At 53.7% G+C, this 18693-nt stretch carries 14 protein-coding genes and 2 pseudogenes; 12 read left to right on the top strand and 4 right to left on the bottom strand.

Translation table 11 applies throughout. From position 1 onward, the window contains the following. Nucleotides 1-24 precede the first annotated feature (24 nt). The 3 genes from priA to H7U12_RS17525 all read left to right on the top strand — a co-directional run bounded on the left by priA (nt 25) and on the right by H7U12_RS17525 (nt 4870). Nucleotides 25-2559, top strand: coding sequence for a replication restart helicase PriA (gene priA, locus H7U12_RS17535; RefSeq protein ID WP_186640426.1), 2535 nt, complete (start codon nt 25-27; stop codon nt 2557-2559). A 440-nt stretch (nt 2560-2999) separates the two neighbouring features. Further along, a complete protein-coding gene (locus tag H7U12_RS17530) occupies nt 3000-3425 on the top strand; it encodes a hypothetical protein (protein ID WP_186640424.1) in 426 nt (141 codons plus the stop codon). Nucleotides 3426-4543: 1118 nt separating this feature from the next. Next, a complete protein-coding gene (locus H7U12_RS17525; RefSeq protein ID WP_186640421.1) occupies nt 4544-4870 on the top strand; it encodes a Rieske (2Fe-2S) protein in 327 nt (108 codons plus the stop codon). A 106-nt stretch (nt 4871-4976) separates the two neighbouring features. On the opposite strand, the gene H7U12_RS17520 is transcribed toward H7U12_RS17525, so the two are convergent. Continuing rightward, on the bottom strand, nt 4977-6419 hold the full coding sequence (locus tag H7U12_RS17520) for a PQQ-dependent sugar dehydrogenase (RefSeq protein ID WP_186640419.1): 1443 nt from the start codon (nt 6417-6419) through the stop codon (nt 4977-4979). Between the two features lie 159 nt (nt 6420-6578). Then, nucleotides 6579-9128 carry a M14 family metallopeptidase gene (locus H7U12_RS17515; RefSeq protein WP_186640416.1) on the bottom strand — a complete coding sequence of 850 codons (2550 nt, stop codon included), beginning with the start codon at nt 9126-9128 and terminating at the stop codon, nt 6579-6581. A gap of 411 nt (nt 9129-9539) precedes the next feature. Here H7U12_RS17515 and H7U12_RS17510 point away from each other — a divergent pair, with 411 nt between their 5' ends. Together H7U12_RS17510 and H7U12_RS17505 are read left to right on the top strand one after the other, a co-directional pair. Next, on the top strand, nt 9540-10349 hold the full coding sequence (locus H7U12_RS17510; protein WP_186640414.1) for a hypothetical protein: 810 nt from the start codon (nt 9540-9542) through the stop codon (nt 10347-10349). Between the two features lie 245 nt (nt 10350-10594). Further along, nucleotides 10595-12466 carry a CocE/NonD family hydrolase gene (locus H7U12_RS17505; RefSeq protein WP_186640412.1) on the top strand — a complete coding sequence of 624 codons (1872 nt, stop codon included), beginning with the start codon at nt 10595-10597 and terminating at the stop codon, nt 12464-12466. Between the two features lie 94 nt (nt 12467-12560). On the opposite strand, the gene H7U12_RS17500 is transcribed toward H7U12_RS17505, so the two are convergent. Continuing rightward, nucleotides 12561-13133 carry a hypothetical protein gene (locus tag H7U12_RS17500; RefSeq protein WP_186640410.1) on the bottom strand — a complete coding sequence of 191 codons (573 nt, stop codon included), beginning with the start codon at nt 13131-13133 and terminating at the stop codon, nt 12561-12563. A 223-nt stretch (nt 13134-13356) separates the two neighbouring features. Here H7U12_RS17500 and H7U12_RS17495 point away from each other — a divergent pair, with 223 nt between their 5' ends. The 6 genes and pseudogenes from H7U12_RS17495 to H7U12_RS17470 all read left to right on the top strand — a co-directional run bounded on the left by H7U12_RS17495 (nt 13357) and on the right by H7U12_RS17470 (nt 17573). Continuing rightward, nucleotides 13357-14067, top strand: coding sequence for a hypothetical protein (locus tag H7U12_RS17495; RefSeq protein WP_186640407.1), 711 nt, complete (start codon nt 13357-13359; stop codon nt 14065-14067). 399 nt (nt 14068-14466) lie between these two features. Beyond that, nucleotides 14467-14985: a hypothetical protein gene (locus H7U12_RS17490; RefSeq protein ID WP_186640405.1), complete on the top strand. Its 519-nt coding sequence runs from the start codon at nt 14467-14469 to the stop codon at nt 14983-14985. 91 nt (nt 14986-15076) lie between these two features. Then, entirely contained in the window at nt 15077-15985 is a 909-nt protein-coding gene (locus H7U12_RS17485; protein ID WP_186640403.1) for a hypothetical protein, read from the top strand. Nucleotides 15986-16009: 24 nt separating this feature from the next. Next, nucleotides 16010-16684, top strand: a complete 675-nt coding sequence (locus tag H7U12_RS17480; protein ID WP_186640401.1) for a response regulator transcription factor — start codon at nt 16010-16012, stop codon at nt 16682-16684. Between the two features lie 242 nt (nt 16685-16926). Next, nucleotides 16927-17034, top strand: a complete 108-nt coding sequence (locus H7U12_RS23005) for a transposase-like zinc-binding domain-containing protein (RefSeq protein WP_186640399.1) — start codon at nt 16927-16929, stop codon at nt 17032-17034. Between the two features lie 56 nt (nt 17035-17090). Beyond that, nucleotides 17091-17573 (top strand): annotated as a pseudogene (locus tag H7U12_RS17470) (IS1 family transposase). Here the strand turns inward: H7U12_RS17470 and H7U12_RS23000 are convergent. Further along, nucleotides 17557-18042: pseudogene (locus tag H7U12_RS23000) on the bottom strand (recombinase family protein). The pseudogenes H7U12_RS17470 and H7U12_RS23000 overlap by 17 nt on opposite strands. A 204-nt stretch (nt 18043-18246) precedes the next feature. Between H7U12_RS23000 and H7U12_RS22895 the strand changes: the two are divergent. Then, nucleotides 18247-18633 carry a YsnF/AvaK domain-containing protein gene (locus tag H7U12_RS22895; RefSeq protein WP_194362560.1) on the top strand — a complete coding sequence of 129 codons (387 nt, stop codon included), beginning with the start codon at nt 18247-18249 and terminating at the stop codon, nt 18631-18633. Nucleotides 18634-18693 lie beyond the last annotated feature (60 nt).

The raw sequence follows: 18693 nt of genomic DNA, 5'->3' as shown, positions 1-18693 counted from the left end.
CGAACTTTGCCCAAACCGGACGCTTTGACACCAGAATTAGAATTTCATATTCCTGCTGATGACGTCCCTGAACGGATTACCCTGTTCGCGGACGTCATTTTGCCTTTACCGCTTCCCAAACTTTATACCTACCGGGTTCCTTATCAAATGAGCGATGAGGTGCTGGTAGGCGCCCGCGTACTGGTGCAGTTCGGGTCAAAGAAAGTACTCAGCTGCGTGGTAGCGCGCGTGCATGACCAGCCGCCCAAAGAATACCAGGCCAAGTACCTGCTGGAAGTCATTGATGAAAAACCAGTGGTGACGGGACCGCAGCTGCGCCTGTTCCTCTGGATGGCCGAATATTACCTCTGCACGCTGGGCGAAGTCATCAACGCAGCCTTGCCTTCGGCGTTGAAGCTCAGCAGTGAGTCCAAGATCCAGCTCCACCCGCAATTCAACGTAGAAACCAACGAGTGGCCCCTCACCGGCCACGAAGAGAAGATCATTTTCGCGCTGCGCCAGAAGCAGCACCTCACCTTCACGGAGGTAGGTCAGCTCCTGAAACTGACCAGTTTTCATAAGATCATTAAATCGCTTTTGCTCAAAGATGTCATCATCATCTATGAGGAAATCGCGGAGAAATACGCGCCCAAGGTGGTGAAGAAGGTGCGCCTGGCCTCCTCTTTCGTGACGGATGAGGAAACCCTAGAAGAGCTGTTCAACCAACTGGCTCCCAAACCCAAGCAACTGGATGTGCTGCTCAAGTACGTGCAGCTCACGCCCATTCTGCAGAACCTGCGGATGAACGAGGAAGGCCTGGAGAAAAACGTGCTCACCTCCAACCCGCACCTGTCTTTGTCAGCGATTAACACCTTGCTCAAACACGGCGTGCTGGAGCAGTTTGACGTGGTGGTGAGCCGCTTCCCGATGGCCGAAGGTCGCGGCCCTTACCTTTCCTCTGAGCTGTCCCCGGCCCAAACCACCGCCCGCGACCAGGTGCTGGAGATGTTCGGGGAGAAAAGCACCGTGCTCCTGCACGGCATCACGGGCAGCGGCAAAACCGAGATCTACATTGACCTGATCCAGAAAGCCGTGGAAGCGGGCGGACAGGTGCTGTATCTGCTGCCTGAAATTGCGTTAACGGCCCAGATTGTGACCCGCCTGAAACGTGTGTTCGGGGACCGGCTGGGCGTGTACCACTCCAAGTTCTCGGACAACGAGCGCGTGGAAGTCTGGAATGGCATTCTCTCGGGCCGGTTCCAGGTGGTGGTGGGCGTGCGTTCCTCCATTTTTCTGCCGTTCCATTCACTTTCGCTCATCATCGTGGATGAAGAGCACGAACCCTCCTACAAGCAGCACGAACCCGCTCCGCGCTACAATGCCCGCGAGGTGGCCTTCATGATGGCGCAGTTTCAGGGGGCTAAGACCCTGCTGGGCTCGGCCACGCCGTCCATTGAATCCTATTACCACTGCCAGAGCGGCCGCTGGGGTCTGGTGAATTTGCACGAGCGCTACGGAGAAGCCACGTTGCCGCAGGTGGAACTGGTGGATACGCGCCAGGAGAGCCTGCGCAAGAACATGATGAGCCATTTCTCCAACCGGTTGGTGCACGACATCCAGGACGCGCTGTTCCGGAACGAGCAGGTGATTTTGTTTCAGAACCGGCGGGGCTACGCGCCTTTCATTGACTGCAACGACTGCGCCTGGATTCCCAAATGCCGTAACTGCGCCGTCAGCCTCTCGTACCACAAGTTCTCCAATGAACTGCGGTGCCATTACTGCGGCTACACCGAACGCAAACCCAACGATTGCCCCGCCTGCGGCTCCACTATGCTGAAAACCGTGGGTTTTGGGACCGAGAAAATAGAAGACGAGCTGAAACTGATCATGCCCGAGGCCCGCATCCAGCGCATGGACCTGGACACCACCAAACGCAAGAACAGCCACCAACAGATCATTGAAGACTTCGAAAACCAGCGCACCAATGTGCTGGTGGGCACGCAAATGGTGACCAAAGGTCTGGACTTCGAGCACGTAAGCTTGGTGGGCATCCTGAGCGCCGACAGCATCATCCATTTCCCCGATTTCAGGGCGCATGAGCGGGCGTACCAGTTGTTTGTGCAGGTGAGTGGCCGCGCCGGCCGGAAGGGCAACAAAGGCAAGGTATTGATCCAGACAGCCAACCCCAACCAGCCTATTTTCCAGCGGGTGATCAATAACGATTACCAGGGCCTGTACGAACAGGAGATCGCCGAGCGGCAGAAGTTCCGGTATCCACCTTTTGTGCGCATGATCCGGCTCACGGTGAAACACCCTGAAGCCAAGCCCTGCGAAGGCGCTGCCATTTTGCTGGCTAAGGAACTGGTAGACCGCTTAGGCCGAACCGGCGTGCTGGGCCCAGAGGCACCGCATATCTTTAAGATCAGGAATCAGTTTCTACAGGAAATTCACGTGAAACTGGACCGCGAGAGCGGCAACCTGCGCGAATCCAAGTTCCATGTGCAGGAAGCGGTGCAGGCGCTGCTGCAAAACAAAGACTTCAAACAGCTTCGGGTGGTCATTGACGTAGATCCCTCCTAGTTCCTCCTCGCTGTTTTTACCATTGCTTCCGCTTTGGAGCTAGTTTCCAGAAATCAGCCCCAAAGCGGATTTTTTATTTGCTCGTCCGCAGACACGCTCTTGCTGGCGAGACAGATCGTCTTGCAGCAGTTTCCCTAGCTGAGAAATCCCACGCATCAAAGCGGCTTTGCTGGCACGTTCAAAACAGATTTGGACAGGCAGAATCGGTTTTGGGCTTGTTTCTGGAAAAAGACTAAAAAAACAACGGTATCTTCATCCTCGAAAATATCAGCCTCATCTTCTCTTTCTTCGGCTTCATCCTGATTTTAAGGCTTTTAACAAACCTTTAACATACAAGCAAGCAACGTTTTACTCAACTTTGCATCTATATAATCAAAAGGGCTACTTCAGAAAAGGCAAACCCTTCTACATAAGTTTAAAAAATTTAACCTATAAACATCATGAAAACCAAAGTTACCTCCGCCATTTTATCCGTTTGTTTCCTGTTCAGCCTGGTTCCCGCCTTCGCCGGAACTACTCCCGCTGCCGGACCAACCAGCCGCACCACCAAAGTCTTCAAGCATGTCTTGAAAACCGATCACCTCCGCATCATGTCACTGGATTTGAAACCGGGTGAACACCTTGATTTCCACGCGTCGCCGGAGCAGGAAGCCTACGCCGGTTCTGACGGAACCCTCCGGATGGTGACCCCAGACGGGGAGGAGAAAATTGTAAATGTTAAAGCCGGCGACCGCCTGTGGACTGACCTTACCCAATTCAAGAACTGGAACACGGGAGAAAAAACAATTAAAATATTGCTCCTGGAGCAGCCTAGAGAGGTTTTAGAAAAAAAATCTACAATTTCTTTCTACTCTCTTAAACCTTAAGGTTTTAGCCCCGTAAAAAACATACATTCACACTCTATTTCAGCTTAAAAGTAGTCTTGTTCTATCCGCTTGCGCTCTGGTAATAGACTACTTTTAAGCACTTTTTTTAAAGGAAATAGGTTTTAGCCATTCTGCCCGGAGTGGCTTTTTTTATGCGCGTAAATGTAACTATCTGTATGCGCCACCTGCGGTTCTGGTCACGCTTGGCAGGTTCACTCCCTCTTTTTCGGGCTTCACCCAGGAAAAGGCCCGCTTCTTCTAGTTTCCGTTGCGGTCCGCTAAAACCCGATGCATCTTTGTATCACCAATCAGCCCGGAAACCCTGATCTGTCTCAGATTCCAAAGCTTTCCAGAGGAGGTTGGTACTTCGCTGGCTCCGGCCGGCCTTTCATTTGAATTTAGGTTTTGTTTGTTAGTTTGGTGTAAGGGGCCCGGTTTTTCCGGGCTTTTTCATTTTAGGTACACCCCGTGTTTCAGCTGGCGGTTCTGTTTTCAGGCTGGTTTCAGAAAAGCACCCTGTAAACCCGTTCTGCATACTTTCTGGCTCCAACGCTGGTGCAGATTCAACCGCGTGATATCCTGTCTGGTAGCTTAAAAAGCGCGGAATTGAAAATGATAGTCTGCCAGAAAACTTCTCTATTTTTCAGCCAACATCGCGTAAAAATGCCTTTCAGCTAAAAGCGAGAATACATTTTAGGAGCAACATCCGCCATTTTTTTCAACAAATAAGCTGGACAACCGGATTTTTGGCTTTCCAGTTCAGTACGGGTTTAGGCGGGTTCACACCCCCATATTCCACTTCACTCCGGCTTTATCGGGGTTCAGACAGGAAAAAGGCTGTTTCCTCTCATTTGGGTTGTGGTGGGGGCTAAAGGACTGCATCTTTGTATCACTAACCGAGATCACAGCCCCTGAATCCCTCTCAGCTGGCTGCTTTTCAAGGGATCGGTTGGTCTTCAATTAGGTTTAAAGTTTTGTTTGTTAGTTTGGTGTAAGGGGCCCGGTTTTTCCGGGCTTTTTCATTTCCGGCCCATTCTAATCTCCTCCGCTTCCGTTTTCCTCTTGTTTTCCGAAAACCAGGCCTAAAACAGGTTCGCGCTTTCTTCGTACCCACTCCTATGCCATGGATTAAACTTTTTGAAAGCGAAGCGCAGGCCAAAAGCCAGATTCCGGTCACCCGCTCCAAAGCCGTAGTGGCGGCCGGGCAGGAAATCTGCATCGCGCATACGCCCTCGGGCCTTTTTGCGGTAGAAAACCTGTGCCCGCACTTAGGCGATGCCCTCAGCCGCGGAACCACCAATTACCTGAACGAGATCATCTGCCCCTGGCACAGTTACCGTTTCCACCTGATTTCCGGGGAGGAGTGCAAGGGCCGCACCCGTCCGCTGGTGCGGTATGCGCTGGAGGTGCGGGAAGATGGCGTGTACGTGCAGTTACCAGAGTAAAAGGTATTCATTCCGATCTCTGGGGTAGATGCGTTTTGGGCCGCTTTTCTGTAAAACGGCCCAGAAACGGATAACGGCTGTTTAGCGGGTTTGCAGCGAGTTACTCTCAATTGACGGGTACCAGCCGGTAAATCACGCCCGGGTTCTCTACGGCCACGTACACGTAACCATCTGGGCTCACACGCACGTCCCGCACCCGACCAATGTCCTGCAAGAGGCGCTCTTCTTTCACAATCTTGTTTCCGTCTACCTCTAAGCGGCTCAGGAATTTAAAGCTGAGCGAACCCACCAACAGATCCCCTTTCCAGTTCTTGAACTTATCGCCGGTCACAAAAGCCATCCCCGAGGGCGCGATGGACGGCACCCAGATTTTAATAGGGTCCGTGATGCCGGCTTTCTGCTTCAGGTCCGAGATCTTGGAGCCGTTGTAGTCAATGCCGTAGGTGACATCGGCCCAGCCGTAGTTCGCGCCTTTCTGCATGATGTTGACTTCATCGCCGCCTTTGGGCCCGTGCTCATGGAGCCACAATTGACCAGTTTCGGGGTTCAGGGCCATTCCCTGCGGATTTCTGTTCCCGAAGGTGAAGATGGAGGGCATCGCGCCCGCGCGGTTCACGAACGGATTATCTGCCGGAATAGTCCCATCTTCTTTGATGCGGTGGGTTTTACCGGCGTGCACGGTCAGGTTCTGCGGATTCTCGCGGGTGCCGCCCCGGTCGCCCATGGAGAAGTACAGGTACCCGTCTCGGCCGAACTCTATACGGCTGCCGTAGTGGTGGCGGGTTCTGGCGTAGGGCTGCGCCTCAAAGATCTGCTTCTGGTCTGTGAGCGTGTTGCCCTCCAGGCGCGAGCGCATGATGGCGGTGGTGGAAAGTGTCTGCCCGCCCTCTTTCTTGAAAGCCGAATAAGAGAGGAAGAGTACATTGTTCTTAGAGAAATCAGGGTGCAGTTTCACGTCCATCAGGCCGCCCTGGCCTTGCGCCAGCACCTCGGGTACGCCGGTAATTTTCTGCAGTTCCTTGTTCTGGGTGAAGCGGTAGAGCGTGCCTTCGCGCTCAGTGATGAGCATGTCGCCGTTGGGCAGGAACGCCATCGCCCAGGGCACATCCAGTCCGGTCACGACCTTCTCCAGTTCAAAGTTCAGCTTCTCTGAGCGATGTACCGTGGCGTTGGATTTGGTGCTTGGTTTCTCTTTCTGCGCTACAATGCCCTGCCGGATGAAACTGACCAGTTGGGTGATCTCCGGGTCTGAGAATGTGGTAGCGTAGGCGGGCATTCCCTGCTCTGGGTAGCCGTGTTTGATGCCCTTGAACAAGGCTTCGGGCGAATCGCCGTGCTGCCATTTGCGGTTCACAAACGTCTCCAGCTCACGGCCGTGGCAGCCGCCGCAATAGTTGGTGTAGTTCGCCCGGGCGTTGGTGACCTCCGCCGCTGACAAGGCCTGCTCGCTCACCTGCGCCAGACTTGCCGAAGTAGTGTTAGAGGAATTTGATTTCACACAGCCGCTGAGGCCCACCAGTAGCGCTGAAACAATCAGGACAGAACGCATGAGGATATCCGGTTAAGTAATACTTCTATTCAGATTCACGATCACTTTGCACTCACATACGAAGCGACGCGTTTTGTGGCTATTTTCCTGAAAAACTGCCTAAAACAGGAACGCCCGCATGCAGCGGGCGTTCCTGTTTTCTATTGAAGTTGTGCTCGTTTATTGCCCCACTAAAAAGACGGCGTTCCCGAACAGCAGCTTCCCGCCTTGCCAGAACGCTCTGAACAGCGGATTGTCTACCAGGTACACCACTTGGCCGCGGCCCAGGTCCTGCACGCCCAGCACCATGCCGTTTTGCAGATCGGCTTTCGCTTTGGAACCCACAAAACCAGTGGCCGGGGCCTCGCCTTTCACCACGCCCACATTCCAGGCGTCTTTCATGAATTGGGGCAGCGTATTGGTTCTGATCAGGGCCGGATACGTAGTGCCGTAGCCGAAGGCCAGCGGATGCGTGTTGTCCAGGTTGATCCGGAAGACGCTGCCCTGCACCTCCTCAGAGATGGATTCGCGCTCGCGGTTGGCGTACTTCTTCAGATCATCGGCCGAAGGCGCTTTCTTGGAGGTGGTAGTATCTGCAGTCTTCTTTTTCACGGCAAAGTCCGGCTTGTCAGCTAGGAAGGTAACTGCGCTTTCCAGGGCAATCAGTTTACCCCCGGCGCGGACCCAGTCTTTCACTTTGGTCAGGTTTTTCTCGTCCAGAATACGGCCGTACGAGCCGGTGGGCAGGATGAGCACATCAAACTCGTTCAACGGCACATTGCCGAAATAGTCGCCGCCCAGCACGGTAACCGGGTAGCCAATCTGCTGCTCAAAGTAGTGCCAGATCTCCCCGAAACCGTACGGAGAAACTCCCTCGCCGGTCAGTAAGGCCACGCGCGGCGCTTTCACGTACCGCACGCTGCGCGACCCGAAATCTGAGCCAGACGTCACAAAACCGGTGGTGGTGGATGCCAGTTGGATGCCCAAAGAATCGGCGGCGCGGGTCACAATCTGGTCAAATTTCGCGCCTAAGCTCTCATTGCCGGTGCGGGTGATGATGAGGGTACCGGGCGCGTACTTTTCCTTGTTTTGCTCAAAAGGAACCTCAGAATAGCGCACGCGCACCTTGGACTTAAGCAGGGATGCCAAGAACTTTAGGTCTTGCACGCCATTCCAGCGGGCGATGTAGGCGTAAGCGGCCGGAGCGGCAGCGTTGGTAACGGTAGCAGCTGGTTTGGCTTCGTTCATGGAAATCCGGCCCGTAAACGCGGCACCGCGCAAGCCATAGGCGTACGGCAAAGACCAGGCAGTGATGTCATAGGTCACCGAGTCTTCCAGCCGGGCCGATGGCTCCAGCAACACGTTCAGCAAGGTGGATTTAGGCTGATAGGCACTGATGACCAGATCGCCGCTTTCGTACTTCACGGATTCCGTTTTCCCCGATTGGTAGTTGAAACCTTTGCTGCTGCCTCCGGCTTTGGCGTACCCGTAGCGGATCTGCTGGCGGTCCAGGTACTCGGTGAGTTCCTTGATGCGGCCTTCCTCGCCTTTCACCTTGAACACGTAGCTGCGGTACTGCCCGAAGGGTTTGGCTTGGGCATCGGTGTAGAACTTCCGGAATTCCTTCACCACCTGGTCGGTTTTGTCTGAGATGGCTTCTACGGTAGCCAAACTGGCGGCGTGGTGGTGGGCAATGCGCTGGCTCAAGGTCAGGCTATCACCGTCGGATTTCTGGATGACCACCCCGGCGCGTCCCGAGCCGCCTTGCTCGTAAGTCATGGCAATGGCACCCTGGTACGTGGGCCAGGTATCGCCGTAGCTGGGGTAGAACAGGTCAAAGCTCTCGCGGGTGAAGTACAGCCAGTTGTTTTTGTCAAAGTACTTGCGGTTGTAATCGCCAATGATGCCCTGGAACTCGCGCTGCCAAGGGGTAATGGCATCGTGGTAGGGCTTCGCCGAAGGTGCAAAGTAATACGGGTTGTCAACGGCCTGCTCATGGAAATCGGCGTGGAGCTGCGGCATCCATTGGTTGTAGACCACGGCACGCTGCTTGGATTCTATCTGCGTTTGCCAAGCCCAGTCACGGTTCAGGTCAAAGTAATAGTGGTTGGGGCGTCCGCCCGGCCAGGGCTCATTATGCTCCCAGGCGTACGGCGAGGCGTTGGGCACCTGGTTGCGGGCCCGGTTGTACCACTGCGTGTAGCGCTCGCGGCCATCGGGGTTTACGCAGGGGTCAATCATCACCACCGTGTTCTCCAGCCATTTCTGGGTTTGGGCATTGTTGGGGTCTAACAGGTCATACAACACCTGCAGCACCGCCTCGGAAGACACAGATTCGTTTCCGTGGATGTTGTAGCTGAGCCACACAATGGCCGGTTGCTTCCCACCCGTAGGCTGACCGCTCATCAAACCCGTGCTCTTGAGGTTGTTCGTTCTGATTTCCTCCAAGCGCTGCATGTTGGCCGGCGAGGAGATGGTAGCCAGCAGCAAGGGCCTTTTCTCATAGGTGTGGCCGTAGGTCTGCAGTTGCATCTTGTTGGGGTTCTGGCCAGCCAGGTACCGGACATAGTCCACCAGACGACCGTGATACGTGAACTGCTCCCCTAACCGGTAGCCCAGGAACTGCTCCGGCGTCTGCAAAGCGGCAGTGGTGGTTTGGGCGTGCCCTACAGACATTCCACCCAAAAGCAGGACCCAAAGAACGACCTGCTTCAAGAAAATTTTCAGCATAAAGATAGGCTTGTATAAGCTTAACAAGGGAGTTAAGCGATTTCCAAAGTTTAAAAAAAATGCCGAAAGAATAAGACGGTTCCCATACGTTTTCTGCCTGCTTTTTCAAAAAGCACCTAAAAAAATACCCCTTCTTTTCCGGACAGAGACACCAAACTCACCAGAAAGCCCTCTGTACTGCGGGTGCCTGGTGAAACTGATGCTGGCAAGCAGATTATCAGTGCTTTCCTTTTCAGTTTCCGGGATGTCCTCTCAGCAGAACATGTAGCTACAGAAAAATATCATTAAAAAAAGTTGGGGTTGGATTAGGGGTAAAGCGAGGTACCTGTGTCTATACTTTTGAAAATGCACAAAAGCGCTTTGCATTCCATCTTTCACTTGAACCGAAGTATCAACTTATTCTACCGCATCATGAAATTCATTAAATTACCCACTATCTTCTTCGCTCTTTCTTTACTGGTATTCGCCTCCTGCTCTGAGGACGATGAATCTGATCCAACCCCCATTGCCTCTGACTGCAGAATCACTAAAATTACCGGCACGGAGGGCACTTCTACCTTCACGTACGCCAATGACCGCATCGCCTCCTTCACGGATGAAGAACTGGGCCAGATCACGGTCACCTATGGTTCCAACGGCCAACCTACGGCGCTGGAGTTCCCGGAAGGCTCCATTGAGTACGTGTACGAAGATGGCAACACAAGCAAATTACCAGATGGCATGTACATGCAGTCTGAGGACATCAGCGGAGAAGCCGGCGTAGAAGGAGCCGCCATGCTGATCACCTATGAATATAACTCTGCCAAGAAAGTGATCTCCGCAGAGCGCTTTGTGGTGATGCCTTCAGAAGAGCCTGAGGGTTCGCCTTTGGTGCTGCCAATGGGTACCGCCAAGTTTGAGTACGACAGCAAAGGCAACGTGATCTCCGAGAAAGAATTCCTGCCTAACGCCACCACGCCGTCTTCCACCACTACCTACACTTATGATGACAAGAAGAACATGGCGGCTTCCTTTCAGTCGCTGTTAACCGGCTTGTTTATTGCCCCGCCCAGCACCAACAACGTGCTGACCGCCGAGGCTAAAACCGGGAGCACCGTGAATCAGGAGGAATCCTACACCAATACGTATGAGTACAACTCCAGCGGATATCCTACCAAGATCACCAGCAAAACGAAAAGCGGCACCACCACCGTTTCCAATGTGGAGTATGCCTGCCAATAACAAGCACACTGTTCGTCTAACTCTAAAAGGCCTGGCTTTCCAGGCCTTTTTTGTGTGCCTTTCCTGAAAGCAGGCTAAAAACGCAGAGATCTTCCTGGCTTCCCTCTCTATCTTGCCGTGGACCTCGCCGCGCCTACAATCTCTGTTTTAAGGCTCTTTTCTGAAAAGCAGCCCCGAAACAAAGGTTGTCTGCTGGCGCTGAATTCTCTATTTTGCTTGCTCCAAACGATACAAACACACTACTTATGAAATCAAACCTCTGGCAATGGCTCTTGCTGGTTCTGCTCTGGCCCTCGCTTGCCGCTGCCCAAACCCTTTCAGATTCAGCCTACATTCGGGAAAACTACACCAAAACGGAACACCAGATTGCCATGCGGGACGGCACCAAGCTGTTTACCGTGGTGTATGCGCCCAAAGACAAAAGCCAGAAGTACCCCATCATGCTCAGCCGCACGCCCTACTCGGTAGGACCGTACGGGGCGGACAAGTACAAAACCAGCATCGGGCCGTCTTCAGACATGCTGCGCGAGGGGTACATTTTCGCCTACCAGGATGTGCGCGGTAAGTACATGAGCGAAGGCGAGTTCATCAACATGAAGCCCATCATCGCCAAAAAGGGCAAGAAGGACGTGGACGAGAGCACCGATACCTATGACGCCATTGCCTGGCTCGTGAAGAACGTGCCCAACAACAACGGTCGCGTGGGCCAGTGGGGCATCTCTTATCCCGGTTACTACACCACGGTGGGCTTGCTCAGCAATCACCCGGCCCTGAAAGCCGCCTCGCCCCAGGCTCCGGTCACCGATTGGTTCTGGGACGATTTCCACCACCACGGTGCGTTCTTTTTGCCGCACGCCTTCAACTTCCTGGCCTCTTTCGGGCAACCTCGGCCGCAGCCCTCGCCCACGGGAGCCCCGCGCTTTGACCACGGCACCCCAGACGGCTATGATTTCTTCCTGCGCATGGGAGCCTTGCCCAACGCCAACGCGAAGTACCTGAAAAACAACGTGTCGTTCTGGAACGACATGGTGCAGCACCCCAACTATGACGCCTTCTGGCAAGCCATGAACATCCGGCCGCACCTCAAGAACATCAAACCCGCTGTGATGGTGGTAGGGGGCTGGTTTGACGCCGAAAACCTGTTCGGGGCACTGGAAACGTACAAGACCATTGAGAAAAACAACCCCAATGCGTACAACACCCTCGTGATGGGGCCTTGGTTCCACGGTGGCTGGTCGCGTTCTGCGGGCGAAAACCTGGGGAAGGTTTCTTTCCGGCAGAACACGTCTGAGTTCTATCGGCCTAACATTGAAGCCAAGTTCTTCCGCCACTACCTCAAAGAAAATGGCAAAGGCAAACCGGCTTTACCAGAGGCTTACATGTTTAACACCGGCGCAAACCAGTGGCGGGAGTTTGCCGCCTGGCCGCCTAAAAACACCCAGGAGCGGCTGTTGTACTTCGGGGCGAACGGTAAACTCAGCTTCGAGAAACCGGCTGCGGGCGGCTCCGGCTTTGACGAGTTCATCAGTGACCCCGCCAAACCGGTTCCCTTCTCTGAGGAAACCACCACCGGCATGACCCGCGAGTACATGACCGATGACCAGCGGTTCGCCAGCCGTCGGCCGGATGTGCTGGTGTACCAAACCGATGTCCTGACCGAAGACATCACCCTGGCGGGCGAAATCCTATCGGCCTTGAACATCTCCACCACCGGCTCAGACGCTGACTGGGTGGTGAAACTGATTGACGTGTACCCAGACACCGCCCGCCAAAATGCGCACAACCCGGCCAGCGTGAAAATGGGCGGTTACCAGCAGATGGTGCGCAGCGAGGTGTTGCGTGGCCGCTTTAGAAACAGCTACGAGAAACCCGAGCCGTTCACCCCCAACCAGGTGACCACCGTAAACGTGCCCCTGCAGGATGTGCTGCATACCTTCAAGAAAGGCCACCGCATCATGGTGCAGGTGCAGAGCACGTGGTTCCCGCTCGTAGACCGCAATCCGCAGAAGTTTGTGCCTAATATCTACGAAGCCAAAGACGAGGATTTTCAGAAAGCCACGCACCGCGTGTACCACAATGCCCAGCAACCTTCTTATCTGAAAGTGAAGGTATTGTAAGGGATTACTCTCCAAACAGAAAAGCCGCTCTTCTACCAAAGAGCGGCTTTTCTGTTTTGGGCCTGTTTTTCGAAAAACCGGTCTAAAGTAGCACCTAGCGGAGGCGCGCCAACCGCACTTTGTACGTAAAGGTCTTTTGCCGGACGGGGTAAGGCAGCACAGTTCCGTTGTTATTATGTAGGGCTGAGTAATGTTCCAGCACCAGAGAGTCATTGGTCAGTTGCTCTATTTTATACTGCCCTCCTACCACAAACCTGGACCTGGGCGAACGCTCCTGCAATTCCAGAAGGCCATGGTTATAAGTCCATTGAAAAGGCCGTTCACGCATGTCAAAGGAAACGCTGTCGCTATTCACGATCTCTCCCACCCCCATTTGTGCGGTAATCAGAGGCATGTACGGATCGGTGACAGTTAACAGATTGTCTTGGTGAAACTGCCAGAACAGGCTGTCTCCCCCTTCAATCTGAAACGGCTGCTTATAGAAAGGGCCAACAGGAGCTGGTCGCCCGGCGGTCAGGAGAGGTTTTCCTTCGTGCCGCACCACTTTCCATTTGCCATACAGCAAGGCAAGATCGGAGGCGGGATCGTCCTCTTCTTGGTCGCAACCAAACATAAGCCAGGTGCAAACGGCCATCAACAGCAAAAGGAAGCGGGGGATTATCTTCATATAGACGAAAGCAGCAAATAGATAAACGTCTAAAGTTCACCAATAGTCAGAAGAGACACAACTTCGGTTTTCAGCATGATTTACCCAAAACAGCCACTAAACGCCGGATACCGGCTTTTCAGAAAAAATTTGAAAAAAATTTTTTCTGAAGGCATTTCTTCATCTTCTCTTCATCTTGACAAAATAGTTTTGACGCAGTAACCATTAATAACGCCCTACTGACATGAAAAAACTAGCCTTCATAGTTGCCGCTTTTTTAGTAGCCGGCACTTCTTTCGCCCAGACCACTTCTACCTCTCAGGAACCTAAAACCCAAACCACCCACGGCACCACCGTCAGCAGCACGGCCCACACCGAGCTCACCGCCGATGCCTCCGGCAAAGGAGAAACCGTACGCGAAGTAGCCAAGGCGAAAGTTGAGAAAACCAAGGAGAAGAAAGAGAAAACCACCAAATCGCTGAAAGACGAGGAAACCTCGCAGCGGGAGGCCGCCCTCACCAGGAAAGAGGAAACCAAAACCCGCAAAGCCGCAGCGAAATCCCAGACACAGGAAGGTTTGGAGGCCGCCGCTCAAAAGAGAGCCGAACAGAAGGCTAAAGCCCGCAAAAAAGTGACGCAGACCGAGGCAGAAGCGAAAGTAAAATCCAACGCAAACCTGAAAGCCGCCCGCCCGGACCATGATAACCACGGCGAAACCGTCAGCACCGTGGCGAAGGAAACCGAGGTTACCGGCCAAGAGAAAGGCCAGTTGGTCAAACAAGCCGCCTCTGAGAAACGCCAGCGCGCCGGCAGAATTGAGACCGAAACCAGCGTAACTGCCAAAACCCGTACCTCCAGTGCCCGCCGTCACACCAAAGTCACCACCGGAGCTTCCGCCAAAGGAGTGAAACCCGTGAAAGTGAACGCCGGAGCCAACCTGAAAGCAGGTAAATAATATTCCAATCCAATTCTACCTCAGCGGCCGCTGTGCAGGCAGCGGCCGCTGAACTTTTCCTCACCTAACACACACATCACCATGAAAGTATTCATCAGCCTTTGCTTTGTCTTCAATGGTTTACTGGCTTCCTCTTCCCCCGCCTATGGCACGGCCCTCCGTCAGCCGCAGGGAGGCACTTTTGCCTGTTCGGTCCAGTAACCTAACCTTGTTTCCTGAAAACACCCGAGGCTTTCAAAGCAGTACTGTTTTTGGCCTCTTTTTTGCGAAACACTCCTAAACCATCAAAGGAAATCCCTGTCTACTACAATAGTTGGAACAGCACGGGAATTATTACCCCACACTTCCTCTTTGCATAGTAGCTTTGAAGTATCTTTATCCGGATTGCGCTAACTTTATATGAAAATAATTCTCTTAAGCATTGCGGCCACCTTCTTCACCGCAGCGGCATACGCCAAACCGCTTTCAATTCAAAACCTGAACACCGTTTCAGGCAGCGAGACTGGCCTTTACCTGACAGCAGCGGCTTCGTCAGAAAAGAATCTGGCCGTTCCGATGTCTGTGGAACCGTTAGAATCAACCACGGCTGCGCCGGAAAACCTTGACCTCTTCGGGCAGGACAGACCCCGGAAGGCGAAGAAAGGCGAAAGCGATGCCCAGCCTAAAAAAGGAAAGCAGGAGGTAAAAGAAGTAGCGACCGCCCGTCGCCAGGAAAAACCCCGGAAGGTGTCTGCTGACCGGGCAGATCTGGACGTGACCCACTCCCGGGCTTCCGCCGCCCGGCCGCAGAGTGCTGCCCGCCCGGTCAGAGGAGCTGCTGGCAGTGCCGTGAAAGCCAGTGGCAATGCTGCCAAAGCCATGAAAGCCGCCAAGCCGGTAAAAGTGAACGCCGGTCGCATCAAAGTAGGCAAGCACTAATGGCGTAGCCTTCCCAGAAAGTACCTATTTTTGTTTTCTGTCCTAGTGCCAGATAAACAAATTCGCTACTCTACGTTATCTCTCCACTCAGATGAAAAAACCGCTTGGATTCTGTTTTCTGCTGCTTATCTGGATTGCTCCGGCTGCCTTCGCCACCCATCTGGAGCCCTCTCCCGCAGCCGCCCAGGATACGGCCCGGCAAGGCCTCTGGACGGTAGGGCTGGAAACGGCCAATAACGCTTCCTTTTTCGGGCGAAATACCGCTACCCAGTACCCGTACGTGGCCGCCTCCCTGACCTATACCCACACCTCGGGGCTATTCATCTCGGCCATGTCTTACCAGTTGTTTGACACCGAAGACTTCATTGACGAGACCGATGTCACGGCAGGCTACAGTTTCAACGTAGGCGAACGGTTCAACGGCCTGGTGAGTTATTCGCGGTTCTTTTTCGGCCCCAACACGCCCATGGTGAAATCCGTGACTTCCAATGCGCTCACCGCCTCGGGCTCCCTGGACTGGAAATACCTCCTGACTGGCCTCACCGCCAGTTACATCTTCGGGGGCAGCAGCGACCTTTTCACCGTGCTGGACAACTCGCGCTATATTCCGCTGCAAAACCTCTGGAAAGGCAAGAACCCGGTGGGCATAGACCCTAAATTCAGCATCATTGCCGGTACCCAGGAGTTTGCCGAGACCTACACCGTAGAGACCCAGAAAAAGAAAAACGGCCTGGGAACGGTGTTGGACCCTTTAAAACCCGGCAACGGAAAAGGCAACGGGAACGGAAAAGGAAACGGCGGCACCACTACCACGACCACCACCGAGATCAACCGACGGTTCAAAGTGCTCAATTATTCCATTACGGTGCCGCTGGTGTTCAGCCTGTACAACGTGGACATTGAGCCTGCTTACCGCTTTTCGCTGCCGGTGAACCGGCTGGAGGGCGATGAGTCCAAAGCCCAATCCTTTGTGTCGCTTAACCTCGGCTATACCTTTTAACCCGCTACAAAACCACCCCACCCTATGCACATCCTGATTGTAGAGGACGAAACCAGTCTGGCTACGGAGCTGATGCACTTTCTGGCGCAGGAACACTACATCTGCGACTGGGCTTCCAACGGACGCGAAGCTTCCGAGAAAATTGCCGTGAACCGCTATGACTTCATCCTGCTGGACCTGGGCCTCCCCGACTATGACGGCCTGGACCTGCTCAAGGAAATCAAAGCCATTGACCATGATCCGGCCATTATCATCCTGACCGCGCGCGGTGCCCTGGAAGACCGCATCAAAGGCTTAGGGCTGGGGGCCGATGATTATTTACCCAAGCCGTTCTCTCTACTGGAATTGCAGGCCCGCATGCAAGCCGTGCTGCGCCGCAAATTCAAGCTGAAATCGTCTAGCGTGGCTTTTCACGGGTTTGAGATAGACAGCAGCACGCGCCGGGTCACGTTTGGCGCGCAGGAGATTGTGCTCACCAAGAAAGAGTTTGACATTCTGCATTACCTGCTGCTGCACAAGAACCGCATCTTAACGCGCCTGCAACTCACCGAGCACATCTGGGGCAACATCCTGGAAGATGACTATGACTCCAACTACATTGATGTGCACATCAAAAACCTCCGCAAGAAACTCTCCTCCTTCGCCACCACTGACTGGCTGGAAACCGTCCGCGGCGTAGGGTATCGGTTAACTATTTAATGTGCTAATGAGTTAATGTGCTGATGCGCTATTCTGGCAAGCACCGCACACAGTCATATTCACACACATAGGAATCGGAGGCTTTCGTTTATGGGCCGTTTTCATAAAAATTGCTCCAAAACAAAATCGCTTTTGCCAGTGGGTAGGCACTAACTCAAAACCATTCCTCATTTATTAATTTGGTAGTGGTTTATAAAGTATGATGGGATAAAAGCTGGCAGCGGAGTGTTTAAAATGATGGAATGTTCGAAGTCCTCATCAAAGTAAACTGTCCCCGCTGCCAGAGTAGTAAGGTTGTGAAAAACGGGAAGAAAAAGAACGGCTCGCAGAACCTGCTGTGCCGATCCTGAAAAAAGCAGTTCCAGGCCTCCTAGAGTTACAAGGGTGCTCATCCTGCCCAAAGCAGATGATATCGCGGCTTTCGGAGCGCAACGACGGCATGCGCGACATCGAGGCGCTGCTGGGGGTGAGCAGGGAATGTGTCTTGGACAACTTGTGCCGACAGGCGGGCAGGGCCAGGATCAGCCCTGGGCTCAAGGCTTATAGATCGGTGCAGATCGATGAGCTGTGGAGCTTCGGGGGCAGGCGCAAGAAGGGCGAATATTGGCTGCTGTATGCCTACTGCCCTGAGACACATGGAGTATTGGCCTACCGTTGCGGCGGCAGGAGCGCCGAAACGGTAGGGGAACTGCTCAAAAAGCTGGAGGAAGTGGACATTGGGGAATACTGCACCGACCATTGAAAAGCTTTTGCCCAAGTGACACCGCAAGATAGGCACAGGGTCGGCAAAGCTTACGCAAAGAATAGAGAGGGGGTAAATACCTGCTTGAGGGCAAGGAACAGAAGGCTCGTGAGGAAAACTACCTGCTTCTCTAAAAGGAAAGTGTAGAGCTTGGACGCGCTGGAGGTTTTCCTTTTGGCCTTCTCTGACAAGCCGGGGGTACGCCCCCCCTTTTCTCCCCCGGGCCCGGGCCGAGGCCTAGGGAGGTGTCCTCCTTGATCCAGTCGGCCTGCAGCTCGGCCAGGGAGGCGAACATGCGGAAAATGAAGCGTCCCATGCTGGAGCTGGTGTCGATGGCGTCCGTCAAACTGACCAGGTCAATGCCCCTTTCCTCCAGCTCCCCCATCAGCTTGATGAGGTGGTTGAAGTTCCTCCCCAAACGGTTGAGTTTGTAGATGACCAGCTGGTTCCCCTTCCGGAGTACTTTAAGCAGATGGGTCAGCTCGGGCCAGTCTGCCTAGCGCCCGGTGACCTTCTCCTGGAAGATCTGCTAACAGCCGTATTTCTCCAGGGCGTCTACCTGCCGGTCTAACTTTTGGTCTACCGTGGAGACGCGTGCGTACCCTATCTTTGCCATTTTTCAAGAAACTCAATAAAGTCCCAAGACATGAAATTTGTTTAAACAAAAGGCAATCCTGAAAGGGAAAACCGAGGGGGGGCGCGGAGGTATCTAGGTACGATCGGATTTTTCATTTATACGATCGTTTAAATGAAATAAGGAAAGGCAAAAACTCAACAAAAGACCGGTAGCATAGGCTCTACTTATGGCAGCGGCACAGGCTTGACCGGAGGTTCAGACGCTACGTCAGGCACCGGCACCTACCCTGGCGGCGTAGATGAAACCTATACAGGAAGCTCCCGCAATACTATACTTTCTAATTCAACGTCAGATTACACTGGTTCCACCACAGACACTACCCGCAACGACCTCACCGCCTCTACCTCTAATCTAATTATAGAGGAAAACCTGCAAGTAGGCAAACGTGAAATAGAGACTGGCGGGGCCCGTCTGCGCAGCAGAATTGTGGAGCGGCCGATGGAAGAGCACCTGCGCCTGCGTTCTGATCACGTCCGCGTGGAGCGCCATGCCGTGAACCGCCCGGCCACCGAGGCAGATTTCACTTGTTTTAGGGAAGCCTCAGGCCCCACCAGAGCTGCAATTTGCTGACACCAAGCAAATGCATGAGCAGAGAAAAGTGAAAATGGCAACATAGAAACAAAGCCTCCA

Origin of the sequence: Rufibacter sediminis (assembly GCF_014269285.1) — a bacterium.
In the GTDB taxonomy this organism is placed as follows: domain Bacteria; phylum Bacteroidota; class Bacteroidia; order Cytophagales; family Hymenobacteraceae; genus Nibribacter; species Nibribacter sediminis.
This window is presented reverse-complemented; position numbering and strand designations above follow the sequence as displayed.